12 protein-coding genes are annotated in these 14,655 nt (G+C 40.6%); 8 read left to right on the top strand and 4 right to left on the bottom strand.

Features of this window, described 5'->3' with window-relative positions:
• Positions 1-89 precede the first annotated feature (89 nt).
• The 3 genes from C6N34_RS16315 to C6N34_RS16305 all read right to left on the bottom strand — a co-directional run bounded on the left by C6N34_RS16315 (position 90) and on the right by C6N34_RS16305 (position 2,393).
• Positions 90-977 (bottom strand): hypothetical protein, encoded by an 888-nt coding sequence (locus tag C6N34_RS16315; protein WP_057178950.1) that lies wholly within the window; start codon positions 975-977, stop codon positions 90-92.
• 100 nt (positions 978-1,077) lie between these two features.
• Entirely contained in the window at positions 1,078-1,587 is a 510-nt protein-coding gene (locus C6N34_RS16310) for a hypothetical protein (protein WP_115538630.1), read from the bottom strand.
• 152 nt (positions 1,588-1,739) lie between these two features.
• Entirely contained in the window at positions 1,740-2,393 is a 654-nt protein-coding gene (locus tag C6N34_RS16305; protein WP_006276204.1) for a methyltransferase domain-containing protein, read from the bottom strand.
• A gap of 101 nt (positions 2,394-2,494) precedes the next feature.
• Between C6N34_RS16305 and C6N34_RS16300 the strand changes: the two genes are divergently transcribed.
• The 8 genes from C6N34_RS16300 (at position 2,495) to C6N34_RS16265 (ending at position 10,184) form a co-directional block, all read left to right on the top strand.
• Entirely contained in the window at positions 2,495-2,743 is a 249-nt protein-coding gene (locus C6N34_RS16300) for a hypothetical protein (RefSeq protein ID WP_236107246.1), read from the top strand.
• A 263-nt stretch (positions 2,744-3,006) separates the two neighbouring features.
• Positions 3,007-3,849: a PD-(D/E)XK nuclease family protein gene (locus C6N34_RS16295; RefSeq protein ID WP_236107244.1), complete on the top strand. Its 843-nt coding sequence runs from the start codon at positions 3,007-3,009 to the stop codon at positions 3,847-3,849.
• 264 nt (positions 3,850-4,113) lie between these two features.
• Positions 4,114-4,902, top strand: a complete 789-nt coding sequence (locus C6N34_RS16290; protein ID WP_211941716.1) for a PD-(D/E)XK nuclease family protein — start codon at positions 4,114-4,116, stop codon at positions 4,900-4,902.
• 264 nt (positions 4,903-5,166) lie between these two features.
• Positions 5,167-6,075, top strand: a complete 909-nt coding sequence (locus tag C6N34_RS16285) for a PD-(D/E)XK nuclease family protein (RefSeq protein ID WP_236107242.1) — start codon at positions 5,167-5,169, stop codon at positions 6,073-6,075.
• 264 nt (positions 6,076-6,339) lie between these two features.
• A complete protein-coding gene (locus tag C6N34_RS16280) occupies positions 6,340-7,086 on the top strand; it encodes a PD-(D/E)XK nuclease family protein (protein WP_065180072.1) in 747 nt (248 codons plus the stop codon).
• 264 nt (positions 7,087-7,350) lie between these two features.
• A complete protein-coding gene (locus C6N34_RS16275; RefSeq protein ID WP_096543674.1) occupies positions 7,351-8,172 on the top strand; it encodes a PD-(D/E)XK nuclease family protein in 822 nt (273 codons plus the stop codon).
• A gap of 264 nt (positions 8,173-8,436) precedes the next feature.
• The gene (locus C6N34_RS16270) at positions 8,437-9,204 is read left to right on the top strand and encodes a PD-(D/E)XK nuclease family protein (RefSeq protein ID WP_141303823.1); all 768 of its coding nucleotides are present in this window, start codon (positions 8,437-8,439) and stop codon (positions 9,202-9,204) included.
• 263 nt (positions 9,205-9,467) lie between these two features.
• A complete protein-coding gene (locus tag C6N34_RS16265) occupies positions 9,468-10,184 on the top strand; it encodes a PD-(D/E)XK nuclease family protein (protein WP_236107240.1) in 717 nt (238 codons plus the stop codon).
• Positions 10,185-10,311: 127 nt separating this feature from the next.
• On the opposite strand, the gene C6N34_RS16260 is transcribed toward C6N34_RS16265, so the two are convergent.
• Positions 10,312-14,571, bottom strand: coding sequence for a helicase-related protein (locus C6N34_RS16260; protein WP_115539034.1), 4,260 nt, complete (start codon positions 14,569-14,571; stop codon positions 10,312-10,314).
• Positions 14,572-14,655: the final 84 nt, after the last annotated feature.

Genomic DNA, 14,655 nt, shown 5'->3' with positions numbered 1-14,655 from the left:
TTGTACAGCCTTAGCCAGAATGCTTGCTAGTCATTCTGGCTGTGACCGGATGGTTAGGGTTATAGGAGATGATTGTGGACTAATGGGGCTTATATTTCAGCTACAGCCCGTTCAATCAAGCGACGAGCTAGAGTTTGAGTTCCCGTGTGTTCATAATAGTTGGTGGACACATCTAAAAAGGCTGCTACATAGTCTAATTTATCATCAGCAAAATCAAGAAAACCACTGATGTTATTCAGGACTTTTTGAGCAGTTAAGGCATTAGCAGAAACTATTCCATTCATCCAACCCTGAACAGAGTCCAGACTTTGACCAATAAAGTCTATTTTTCCCCCGATACCATTTCCGGGGATTGCATCCTTGATGCTTTTAAAAGTAGAATTTTGGTCCAATTCCTGGGGATTCATACTACTGAGGAAGGCCAATGATTTTTGCACAAAATCAGGACCGAGGGGGAGAATACCATCCACACAGATTAATGCTACCATCCTAATTAGTGATTCACCAGCATATTCCCCCAAAGCGGCTACAAAATCGCCAATACTATCACCGGGAATGCCATTAATTTGACAAAAAGCCACTAATTCTACCACAATTTTTAAGGTGAGGTCAATAGTTTGGGCTTTATCGGGTTTGGGGGTGATAGAGTTTAAGAAACCAAGTAGGGGTATGGTTTCACCAACCTTATTTGCCAAAGCTGCTGCACCCAAAGCTTTATCAGTGCCATCTACGGTTTGATACAACCATAAGGCAGTTTGATAACCTTGAGATTTATCATTAAAAAGGTAAACCGCCCGTTCACCAATGGCTTGAATTAAATCTTCGTCAGTTTCACCAGTAACAGTTTTAATTGTATTGACAAACCCCACTGTATTTTGCCATTCACCAGGAGCAACAAAGTCCAAAGCGTTCAACAAAGAAACAGTTAAACCACTGGTAGGTAACTCATCAACTAGTTCAAAAATTGGCTTGCTCACAATAATCTCCTGATTTATCTCTGGTATGGTAGTATTTGTTTTGCTACTGTGCTATTTTAGGTTGTTGAGGGAGGGGGGTAATTTGACTTTAGTTGAAAGGTTATTTCAACTTGGATAAACCATCAAGATCAAATTTTTCAATCCAATCTTCTCTCTCACTGGCGTTAAATAATGGGTCTTTAGAAATCACTTTTACTTGGTACTTACCTACCAAAACAGAGGTTTGGGTTTTACCCAGTTCCACTGCTGGATAACCATCTATTGTTTTGGTGCTATTGGCATATTTTGACGCCGTTCCAGGAGTGCTAGTGGTGTCAGAAATGGCTAACTGTGCTATCACTTTACCATCTTTTTTCAAATTAGCCTCCGAGAACCCCTTTTTCTCCTGGGTATAAACTCGACTGTAGCCATCTTCACTTTTAGGAAAGAAAGCATTTAATTTACTACCCTGGGTGGCGTTTTTAGAAACTGCTTGACCACTTTTTTGCTTTGTACTTTCTTGTTGTACCGCATCAAAACGACTAGGTGCTTTGGCTGCGCAAGCTGTTGTCAACAGTAAAATGCACAGTAGCAAGCTGGCCAATATCCTGCGTCCACGGGATAAATTCATGTTGATTCTCCTGGAATTATTGTAATTTATTGTGGTTTTTGTTGAAGCAATTACCAATTTAATGCAGGGTGATCATTTGTAAGGAAAAATTTATTATTTCCTTATTATTTTTCTATTCTTTTCTAAGAAATACTACTTAATTTTAAGTATTTTTACTTGGAGGCTCGATGAGCTATCACCGCGTAAAATGGGTCTCCTCCAGGTAAACCCAACCATTTTTGTATTAAATGAGGAGCTTGTGATCTAGTAGCAATCACCTTGGGGGTGGTAAAACCGGACACGGAGGCAAAATAACGTTTGACTAACTCCACTCTAGATGATTCTGTGCCATCACGCCAGATTTGAATTGCCTTCTGATAGAACATCCGATTGGAAAAACTAATAATCGCCACACCACCAGGTTTGAGAATACGATGGATTTCTGAAAATATAGCTTCTGGATATTGGATGTACTGTACAGACACGCAATTGATCACAGCGTGAAAATCCTCATTCGCTAGTGGTAGTTGGGGTTGGGCGTTAATATTTTGGACGAAATAATGTTTTAAGCGAGGATTGCGTGCTAGTTCCTCAGCGTTTAGTCCGTGCCCTTCCACATGGTCAAAATCTACCTCTGGTGGTAAATGAGACACCCAGCTACTCATCATATCAAAAATGCGGGTTTTAGGTTGCAGGTATTGACGGTATATGTCGGTTAGCTGCTGAATGAATCCATCATCAACATGAGTTACCAATCGTGGGTAGTCGTAAAATAGGTTGTCATCGGTATCGTCTATTTTTAGACGTTGTTCTGGTCGCAGCAGCATAAGAAATATTTGTCCGTAAAATTCTTTTGAGCTTTATTAATTGTAGCAGATTTAGCTTCCTAAGTGGCGATCGCATCGCTTACCTTTTCTATACCTAGCTATTGCACATTACTGAGTTCGACGAAAAATTTGACCGAGTTTTGAATGAGTTACAGCGAGATAGGGAAGAGCAAGCTCGTAAATGGGATGAGAAAAATCGCAAACTCGATGCTTTTCAAGCTGAGCAAAATCGTAATAGAGTGGTTGACCGTAAAATTGTGATTTCCCCCATGGTGGACGAACGAGCTATACCGGTAGCGAAATCCCTAGGCATTGAGACATATAGTTACGCTCATATAGTGGTATCATAGATTATAATCACACTCTACTCTGTTAAGGAATTAAGTGTGTGAGTTTAATTAAATATAAAATGAAGCTAGGTTAAGTTTAATATGAACCGAACACCCCCATGGGTTAACCTACCGCTAACCCATCCTGCAATTGTGCATCTTTACTTAGTAGAGTTTACAAAGATCCTAAAATTAGAGGTTATAATATGGGTAAGTAGCTAAAAACTAGTTACCAGAATCCCTACCATTTGAGGGGAGCATTTCAACATCTATACCCAAAACCTATGATAGAGGCTGAAATTAAAGCATTAATCCAAAAAGAATTGCCCAGGGCGATTGCCGAAGAACCGGGGGTACGGGATTTCGTCTTGCGCACGGTGTCAGAATATTACACCCCCCGGACTGAGTTCGACGAAAAATTTGACCGAGTTTTGAATGAGTTACAGCGAGACAGGGAGGAGCAAGCTCGTAAGTGGGATGAGCAAAATCGTAAATTCGATGCTTTTCAAGCTGAGCAAAATCGTAAATGGGATGAGCAAAATCGCAAATTCGATGCTTTTCAAGCTGAGCAAGCTCAGAAGTGGGATGAGCAAAATCGTAAATGGGATGAGCAAAATCGTAAATGGGATGAGCAAAATCGCAAATGGGAGGAAAATACTCAACGTCTTGACAGAATCGAAGCTCAGAATAGTGCTACTCTAGAGGAAATCCAGAAGGCTAACCGTCGTTATGAAAGCGCCATTGGTGCTATTGGTTCCCGCTGGGGTCTCTATTCTGAAGCTAGTTTCCGTAATGGACTGAAAGCTATTTTAGGTCAGTCCTTCGGGGTGGAGGTGCTCAATCTTACCCTTTATGACCAGGAGGGGGAAGTATTTGGACGCCCAGAGCAGGTGGAATTGGATATAATTATCAAAAATGGACTGACTATTGTCTGTGAACTTAAATCTTCCATTGACAAAGCTGGTATGTACGTTTTTGGTCGCAAGGCGGAATTCTACGCTAAAAATCAAAATAGAGTGGTTGACCGTAAAATTGTGATTTCCCCCATGGTGGATGAACGGGCTATACCGGTAGCGAAATCCCTAGGTATTGAGACATATAGTTACGCTGACATGGTGGTATCATAGCTTATAATCACACTCTACTCTGTTAAGGAATTAAGTGTGTGAGTGGAATTAAATATAAAATGAAGCTAGGTTGGGTTGAAGTATGAACCCAACACCCCCATGGGTTAACCTACCGCTAACCCATCCTGCAATTGTGCATCTTTACTTAGTAGAGTTTACAAAGATCCTAAAATTAGAGGTTATAATATGGGTAAGTAGGTGAAAACTAGTTACCAGAATCCCTACCATTTGAGGGGAGCATTTCAACATCTATACCCAAAACCTATGATAGAGGCTGAAATTAAAGCATTAATCCAAAAAGAATTGCCCAGGGCGATTGCCGAAGAACCGGGGGTACGGGATTTCGTCTTGCGCACGGTGTCAGAATATTACACCCCCCGGACTGAGTTCGACGAAAAATTTGACCGAGTTTTGAATGAGTTACAGCGAGACAGGGAGGAGCAAGCTCGTAAGTGGGATGAGCAAAATCGTAAATTCGATGCTTTTCAGGCTGAGCAAGCTCAGAAGTGGGATGAGCAAAATCGTAAATGGGATGAGCAAAATCGTAAATGGGATGAGCAAAATCGCAAATGGGAGGAAAATACTCAACGTCTTGACAGAATCGAAGCTCAGAATAGTGCTACTCTAGAGGAAATCCAGAAGGCTAACCGTCGTTATGAAAGCGCCATTGGTGCTATTGGTTCCCGCTGGGGTCTCTATTCTGAAGCTAGTTTCCGTAATGGACTGAAAGCTATTTTAGGTCAGTCCTTCGGGGTGGAGGTGCTCAATCTTACCCTTTATGACCAGGAGGGGGAAGTATTTGGACGCCCAGAGCAGGTGGAATTGGATATAATTATCAAAAATGGACTGACTATTGTCTGTGAACTTAAATCTTCCATTGACAAAGCTGGTATGTACGTTTTTGGTCGCAAGGCGGAATTCTACGCTAAAAGTCAAAATAGAGTGGTTGACCGTAAAATTGTGATTTCCCCCATGGTGGATGAACGGGCTATACCGGTAGCGAAATCCCTAGGTATTGAGACATATAGTTACGCTGACATGGTGGTATCATAGCTTATAATCACACTCTACTCTGTTAAGGAATTAAGTGTGTGAGTGGAATTAAATATAAAATGAAGCTAGGTTGGGTTGAAGTATGAACCCAACACCCCCATGGGTTAACCTACCGCTAACCCATCCTGCAATTGTGCATCTTTACTTAGTAGAGTTTACAAAGATCCTAAAATTAGAGGTTATAATATGGGTAAGTAGGTGAAAACTAGTTACCAGAATCCCTACCATTTGAGGGGAGCATTTCAACATCTATACCCAAAACCTATGATAGAGGCTGAAATTAAAGCATTAATCCAAAAAGAATTGCCCAGGGCGATTGCCGAAGAACCGGGGGTACGGGATTTCGTCTTGCGCACGGTGTCAGAATATTACACCCCCCGGACTGAGTTCGACGAAAAATTTGACCGAGTTTTGAATGAGTTACAGCGAGACAGGGAGGAGCAAGCTCGTAAGTGGGATGAGCAAAATCGTAAATTCGATGCTTTTCAGGCTGAGCAAGCTCAGAAGTGGGATGAGCAAAATCACAAATTCGATGCTTTTCAAGCTGAGCAAGCTCGTAAGTGGGATGAGCAAAATCGCAAATTCGATGCTTTTCAAGCTGAGCAAGCTCAGAAGTGGGATGAGCAAAATCGCAAATTCGATGCTTTTCAAGCTGAGCAAGCTCAGAAGTGGGATGAGCAAAATCGCAAATGGGAGGAAAATACTCAACGTCTTGACAGAATCGAAGCTCAGAATAGTGCTACTCTAGAGGAAATCCAGAAGGCTAACCGTCGTTATGAAAGCGCCATTGGTGCTATTGGTTCCCGCTGGGGTCTCTATTCTGAAGCTAGTTTCCGTAATGGACTGAAAGCTATTTTAGGTCAGTCCTTCGGGGTGGAGGTGCTCAATCTTACCCTTTATGACCAGGAGGGGGAAGTATTTGGACGCCCAGAGCAGGTGGAATTGGATATAATTATCAAAAATGGACTGACTATTGTCTGTGAACTTAAATCTTCCATTGACAAAGCTGGTATGTACGTTTTTGGTCGCAAGGCGGAATTCTACGCTAAAAATCAAAATAGAGTGGTTGACCGTAAAATTGTGATTTCCCCCATGGTGGATGAACGGGCTATACCGGTAGCGAAATCCCTAGGTATTGAGACATATAGTTACGCTGACATGGTGGTATCATAGCTTATAATCACACTCTACTCTGTTAAGGAATTAAGTGTGTGAGTGGAATTAAATATAAAATGAAGCTAGGTTGGGTTGAAGTATGAACCCAACACCCCCATGGGTTAACCTACCGCTAACCCATCCTGCAATTGTGCATCTTTACTTAGTAGAGTTTACAAAGATCCTAAAATTAGAGGTTATAATATGGGTAAGTAGGTGAAAACTAGTTACCAGAATCCCTACCATTTGAGGGGAGCATTTCAACATCTATACCCAAAACCTATGATAGAGGCTGAAATTAAAGCATTAATCCAAAAAGAATTGCCCAGGGCGATTGCCGAAGAACCGGGGGTACGGGATTTCGTCTTGCGCACGGTGTCAGAATATTACACCCCCCGGACTGAGTTCGACGAAAAATTTGACCGAGTTTTGAATGAGTTACAGCGAGACAGGGAGGAGCAAGCTCGTAAGTGGGATGAGCAAAATCGTAAATTCGATGCTTTTCAAGCTGAGCAAGCTCAGAAGTGGGATGAGCAAAATCGCAAATGGGAGGAAAATACTCAACGTCTTGACAGAATCGAAGCTCAGAATAGTGCTACTCTAGAGGAAATCCAGAAGGCTAACCGTCGTTATGAAAGCGCCATTGGTGCTATTGGTTCCCGCTGGGGTCTCTATTCTGAAGCTAGTTTCCGTAATGGACTGAAAGCTATTTTAGGTCAGTCCTTCGGGGTGGAGGTGCTCAATCTTACCCTTTATGACCAGGAGGGGGAAGTATTTGGACGCCCAGAGCAGGTGGAATTGGATATAATTATCAAAAATGGACTGACTATTGTCTGTGAACTTAAATCTTCCATTGACAAAGCTGGTATGTACGTTTTTGGTCGCAAGGCGGAATTCTACGCTAAAAATCAAAATAGAGTGGTTGACCGTAAAATTGTGATTTCCCCCATGGTGGATGAACGGGCTATACCGGTAGCGAAATCCCTAGGTATTGAGACATATAGTTACGCTGACATGGTGGTATCATAGCTTATAATCACACTCTACTCTGTTAAGGAATTAAGTGTGTGAGTGGAATTAAATATAAAATGAAGCTAGGTTGGGTTGAAGTATGAACCCAACACCCCCATGGGTTACCCTACCGCTAACCCATCCTGCAATTGTGCATCTTTACTTAGTAGAGTTTACAAAGATCCTAAAATTAGAGGTTATAATATGGGTAAGTAGCTAAAAACTAGTTACCAGAATCCCTACCATTTGAGGGGAGCATTTCAACATCTATACCCAAAACCTATGATAGAGGCTGAAATTAAAGCATTAATCCAAAAAGAATTGCCCAGGGCGATTGCCGAAGAACCGGGGGTACGGGATTTCGTCTTGCGCACGGTGTCAGAATATTACACCCCCCGGACTGAGTTCGACGAAAAATTTGACCGAGTTTTGAATGAGTTACAGCGAGACAGGGAGGAGCAAGCTCGTAAGTGGGATGAGCAAAATCGTAAATTCGATGCTTTTCAAGCTGAGCAAGCTCAGAAGTGGGATGAGCAAAATCGCAAATTCGATGCTTTTCAAGCTGAGCAAGCTCAGAAGTGGGATGAGCAAAATCGTAAATGGGATGAGCAAAATCGCAAATGGGAGGAAAATACTCAACGTCTTGACAGAATCGAAGCTCAGAATAGTGCTACTCTAGAGGAAATCCAGAAGGCTAACCGTCGTTATGAAAGCGCCATTGGTGCTATTGGTTCCCGCTGGGGTCTCTATTCTGAAGCTAGTTTCCGTAATGGACTGAAAGCTATTTTAGGTCAGTCCTTCGGGGTGGAGGTGCTCAATCTTACCCTTTATGACCAGGAGGGGGAAGTATTTGGACGCCCAGAGCAGGTGGAATTGGATATAATTATCAAAAATGGACTGACTATTGTCTGTGAACTTAAATCTTCCATTGACAAAGCTGGTATGTACGTTTTTGGTCGCAAGGCGGAATTCTACGCTAAAAGTCAAAATAGAGTGGTTGACCGTAAAATTGTGATTTCCCCCATGGTGGATGAACGGGCTATACCGGTAGCGAAATCCCTAGGTATTGAGACATATAGTTACGCTGACATGGTGGTATCATAGCTTATAATCACACTCTACTCTGTTAAGGAATTAAGTGTGTGAGTGGAATTAAATATAAAATGAAGCTAGGTTGGGTTGAAGTATGAACCCAACACCCCCATGGGTTACCCTACCGCTAACCCATCCTGCAATTGTGCATCTTTACTTAGTAGAGTTTACAAAGATCCTAAAATTAGAGGTTATAATATGGGTAAGTAGCTAAAAACTAGTTACCAGAATCCCTACCATTTGAGGGGAGCATTTCAACATCTATACCCAAAACCTATGATAGAGGCTGAAATTAAAGCATTAATCCAAAAAGAATTGCCCAGGGCGATTGCCGAAGAACCGGGGGTACGGGATTTCGTCTTGCGCACGGTGTCAGAATATTACACCCCCCGGACTGAGTTCGACGAAAAATTTGACCGAGTTTTGAATGAGTTACAGCGAGACAGGGAGGAGCAAGCTCGTAAGTGGGATGAGCAAAATCGTAAATTCGATGCTTTTCAAGCTGAGCAAGCTCAGAAGTGGGATGAGCAAAATCGTAAATGGGATGAGCAAAATCGCAAATGGGAGGAAAATACTCAACGTCTTGACAGAATCGAAGCTCAGAATAGTGCTACTCTAGAGGAAATCCAGAAGGCTAACCGTCGTTATGAAAGCGCCATTGGTGCTATTGGTTCCCGCTGGGGTCTCTATTCTGAAGCTAGTTTCCGTAATGGACTGAAAGCTATTTTAGGTCAGTCCTTCGGGGTGGAGGTGCTCAATCTTACCCTTTATGACCAGGAGGGGGAAGTATTTGGACGCCCAGAGCAGGTGGAATTGGATATAATTATCAAAAATGGACTGACTATTGTCTGTGAACTTAAATCTTCCATTGACAAAGCTGGTATGTACGTTTTTGGTCGCAAGGCGGAATTCTACGCTAAAAATCAAAATAGAGTGGTTGACCGTAAAATTGTGATTTCCCCCATGGTGGATGAACGGGCTATACCGGTAGCGAAATCCCTAGGTATTGAGACATATAGTTACGCTGACATGGTGGTATCATAGCTTATAATCACACTCTACTCTGTTAAGGAATTAAGTGTGTGAGTGGAATTAAATATAAAATGAAGCTAGGTTGGGTTGAAGTATGAACCCAACACCCCCATGGGTTACCCTACCGCTAACCCATCCTGCAATTGTGCATCTTTACTTAGTAGAGTTTACAAAGATCCTAAAATTAGAGGTTATAATATGGGTAAGTAGCTAAAAACTAGTTACCAGAATCCCTACCATTTGAGGGGAGCATTTCAACATCTATACCAAAACCTATGATAGAGGCTGAAATTAAAGCATTAATCCAAAAAGAATTGCCCCGGGCGATTGCGAAGCACTCCCTACGGGAGCTCGCCGAAGAACCAGGGGTACGGGATTTCGTCTTGCGCACGGTGTCAGAATATTACACCCCCCGGACTGAGTTCGACGAAAAATTTGACCGAGTTTTGAATGAGTTACAGCGAGATAGGGAGGAGCAAGCTCGTAAGTGGGATGAGCAAAATCGCAAATGGGAGGAAAATACTCAACGTCTTGACAGAATCGAAGCCCAGAACAGTGCTACCCTGGAGGAGATCCAGAAGGCTAACCGTCGTTATGAAAGCGCCATTGGTGCTATTGGTTCCCGCTGGGGTCTCTATTCTGAAGCTAGTTTCCGTAATGGACTGAAAGCTATTTTAGGTCAGTCCTTTGGAGTGGAGGTGCTCAATCTCACCCTTTATGACCAGGAGGGGGAAGTATTTGGACGCCCAGAGCAGGTGGAATTGGATATAATTATCAAAAATGGACTGACTATTGTCTGTGAACTTAAATCTTCTATTGACAAAGCTGGTATGTACGTTTTTGGTCGCAAGGCGGAATTCTACGCTAAAAGTCAAAATAGAGTGGTTGACCGTAAAATTGTGATTTCCCCCATGGTGGATGAGCGAGCTATACCGGTAGCGAAATCCCTAGGCATTGAGATATATAGTTATGCTGATATAGTGTTACCATAGCTCATAATCACACCCTAATTTGTTGATGAAGTGAAATTCTCAGCCCAAAGTAGAAAGTTAAACCCTAATTTAAAGATAATTAATTAGATGTGCATCTATTTTTATAAGCGGTAATTACTGGTTGCATTCAACCTCTTAATAAAAATGCTGTTAAGGAAATTTGCATACTGGTAGGTTTAATTCCTTCATCCAAAATTAGGTTTAACCTATCCGTATCTTCCACCAACTGAATAATAAATTTCTCATCATCCAAATTTGATTTATCCCCATCTGTATATTCCTTCAAAAGTTTTTGTACAGATTTTCCCTCTTTCCAACTATTCAGTTTTTTCAGCGTACTTTTCACCATAACACGGTCTAAATTACCTGGGAACCTATCTAGCTTATTTAAACGACGTTGTATTTTGGTAATCCGTTCCGAAGTAATATTAATATTTTCTAGGGTTTCTGGTTCCTCTAGTTCTGCACTGCGTTGTTCCTTGAGTTTCACCAGTTCGTCATAAATTGATTCAGCTAATGATATTAAATATTTTGAAGAAAACACATTGTTAGCTGCTGGGGTTTTGATAGCAGTGGCGATCGCCAAACCATAACCATCTTTTTCTCTTGTGATATTGTTCCAAAATAGGGTTTCTTGTTTATTTTTTATAGGTTCACCATTGGGTCCGAAATATCGCACTATTAGTGCTACTAATCCGGTTGGTTGGTTTGGTTCATTGATTCGACCTAGAGCAATGGGATTTGGTTGGTAATCATCGCCCATTTTTTTTAAAAGTTCACTCAGCTCTTCACTGTGTAATATTTCATTTTGGGTATAAACATCTCGATTGGTTTCTTGTTTTTTATAAGCATCCTCCTGTAAATTACCTTGTTCCATTTTTCTAGCTTTAATTAGACTTTGGATGAAATCCACATATCCTGGTAAAATTTCATCATCAAATAATGTATCACCATAAATAGAAGATCCTAATTTATTAACACTGGAAATAGTAGGAATAGGAGGATGGTCTTCAATATTTGTGATCTTCCCATCTAGTTGAGCTAATTCACCTACTAGTTTTTTATGTAAATTTGTTAATCGAGATGCTTGTCTCAGTAGCTGACTTTCGCTGTTGGCATAATAAATATAAATATGTTCCGTCTTATGTTGTTTCGGTCTATCAATCCTGCCAATTCTTTGCTCTAAAATCATGGGATTCCAAGGCAAATCAATATTAATCAAATAATCCGCATCTTGCAAATTTTGACCCACCGATAAGGTTTCTGAACCAATTAATACTCTAATTTCTTCTTCTGGTTTGGGAAGCTCTTCAGGACTTTTACAGGTAGCATGTGGAGCAAACAATCTAAAGATACTTTGGCGATTGGAAACAACTCGACCTTGTTTAGGTTGTACTACATAAGCAGGACTTACTCTTTGTGGTTTATCTGAATTGTCCGGATAATATAATTTTGTGGAACCAATTAACATCCCAATACCCTTAGCTGCGATCGCACTGTCGCGGGTCATATAATGATAATAATCAATCACAGTATCGCTAAAGGTAGAAATTAGTAGTACCTTATGACCAAGTTTCACTAACTCACGAACTTTTTGGGTAACTTGTTGTTTTTTGTGATCAACCAAAAACTCATTCTTTAATAAGGCGTGAATTTCATCCAATTGTTGTAGGTCTTTTTCACAATCATCTAGCATGCGATTATAAATTTTTTGGGCATTGTCAGGATCATTCTGTAGATTACCTGTGAGAGTATCTATAGAACGTCTTAATTGTTGACGGTTTTGTTCTTGATTTGCTTCATTTTCCTCTTCTTCCTCCTCTTCTTCATAATCCTCATCTTCATAATGATCTAAATAATGATCTAAGAACTTTTCTGAGTTATCTTTTCTATCGGAGTTGAAATTATAGTGGACTAGTAAAAACTCCTTTAGTCCCTCCGCATCAGAAGAAACTGATTCTAAACGTTTCTGCATTTGTTCAATTCGGTAACCAAAACTCCCAATAGTTCTACCCAAGGCATACATACTAGATTCAGCTCTTTGTAAGAAAAAGCGGCGCTGATTGGATAACAAACTACGTTGTTCCACATTACTGGTTAAATAACGAATAGGGTCAGCAAAAGGAATATATAAACTAGTTTCAAACTGGGTGAAAATTTGATTTAGCGCTAATTCAGTACCATCTTCAAATTTTACTGGTAACCATTCCGCCACCCGTTTGGCATACAAGTTTAAATCCGGAGTAGCTTCTCGTAGCATTTGTCTAGTCCGTTGAAGAAACAGTTCCCGATAGGTGCGGCGAAATAGTTCCGTATTGTCCGTAAAATTTTCTACACCACTTTCGCGATTTTGAAACCAGTGGGTTACTTCTGGGGGGAATTTTAAATCATTAAAACCTTCTGGACGACTAATAAAGGGTGAAAGGATATTATAAATATCTTCTCGGCGATTATTCCAGGGAGTGGCGGTCAAAAGCAGAAAATGACGTTGCTTGCCAGTTTTTCTATCTTGTTCTTGTATCTCTAAACAAGTTTTGTGAATACGGTTTCTATAATTGCGAATACCTTCGTGGGCCTCATCAATAATTACTAAGTCTGGTCCCCCAAAACGACCAAAGTTTTCTATAAAACCACCTTTACGACTCATGAGGTTTTTGTTATAGGGTTCGTAATCACGGGATTGAAATAATCCTAATTCTCCCAGTTCCCGTTCCCAGTTGGGATGAAGTTTTTTAGCAGCTATAATAGCAATTTTAGCTTGTGCATTTTGTTGACGATATAGTCTGGCTACAGTAGCAGCTAAACGGGTTTTCCCTAAGCCTACTGCATCTGCACACACAGCTACACCAAAATTTTTCATCACTCTTAAACAATGTTGGGCCCCTGACTTTTGGTGTTCAAAGAGGGTGCTATTATTTAACAGTTCATCTAATAAATCACTGCGTTCTACTTGAAACTGTTGGGGTTTTTGCCGTGCTAACCAATAAAGAAAGTCACTAGGTGTGCCATGATTACCCGCTAAAATCATTTCTACTGCTCGTTTAAATCCCTCAATTTCTGCAAACTCAGGAATTTCTGGGGAATTAGTGACCACCGGAGGTTTTTTCGGTGCTATTTCATAACTTTGTTCAGTAGTTCTTACCTTAAACTCTTTTAAAACTGTTGGTGGATGGTTTGTGTTTATAGTAATTTGACCGAAAATACGCTCTGGTTCTTTACTATTAATGGTAACTTGTACCAGGTCATTATCAACAATTTGGATTTCTTCTACGCGATCTAGGTTTTGACCGGTAATTTCAACGTTGGTAGTTTTTCCCGAGGGAACGGTGTCAGGGGTGATAGAATCAATAACTGGTGTTTTTAATTGACTGCGACGTTCCTTTTCTGCTAATACTTCTTGGAGGAATTCTAAACTGATATCAAATGCTATATCTTCCCGTTCCCATTCCCTATCAAATTGACGAATGTTCTCTAATATGGTTTCTGTATCCAGTTCATCCCAGGAATATAAAAAAGTGATACTTTCAGCATTTCGAGAATAAGCAGCGCGGGTGAAGTTGTCCGAACCATCATGTTGAATATGATATCCCAGGGAGTCGCTGAGAATACCTGTTTTTTTATGATAAATGGCCCTTTCTGATTCCATTTTGACTAGTTTAATCACCATAAATCCTAGTCTGACTAACTCAGCTAATATTTCTGTGTGATCTAATTCTCTATCTTTTAAATTTCGTAGAAACTCTTGTAAGGTGCGTTGAATAAACTGAGTGCGATAATTAGAGTCATGAAGTTTTTCCAGTTCTTGAACATCGGACTTTTTAGTAAATCCTTGCCAGTCCACTAACAAGCGAATTCTTCCTTCTGCTTGAATAATAGCAGCCAATGGTTCCTCATATAATTTCAGAATACCACTATCAAAGTAAGCTGTGGAACGACGATAAATTTGACTGCGTTCTAATACTTTACTAAAGAATTGATGGTACTTATCCAAATCATTGGGCAGATTGAAGCGCCGCTGACGACCAGAGATTTCTCGGAAACTACCAGTTAATAAGGCTTTTTCTTTAGTGACATTTTCCACATCCAAGAATTTTTCAATAATATCGAGCTTGGATGTTCTCAGTAAGCTGGTGCTGGGTAAGTCATTTTGCTTGATGGGGGTATATGTAAAGACCTTAGCAGCTTTTTGGTCTATTCTTAATAGTTTATAAGTTGTTTGTTTTTTACTAGCACCTAAGAATTTAACAACTTTATGCAGCAGGTTATCTGCATCACGATGTTTGAAAACCAACCAATACTGATTCTCAAGCCCTTTTATGGGTGTACCTTGGATGATGTAGTAAGGACGCTGTTTTCGGATCAGTTCTTGGATAAAGGTGTCCAGCATTTGAGGTTAAAAATATCTAAAAATCACAGGTGCGGTTTGGGGAAATAATTAGTTTGATTGTAGCAGATGAAAAATAACTAATGC

Source organism: Cylindrospermopsis raciborskii Cr2010 (assembly GCF_003367075.2).
GTDB lineage: Bacteria > Cyanobacteriota > Cyanobacteriia > Cyanobacteriales > Nostocaceae > Raphidiopsis > Raphidiopsis raciborskii.
The sequence above is the reverse complement of the archived record's forward strand: the minus strand, read 5'-3'. Positions and strand labels throughout refer to the sequence as shown.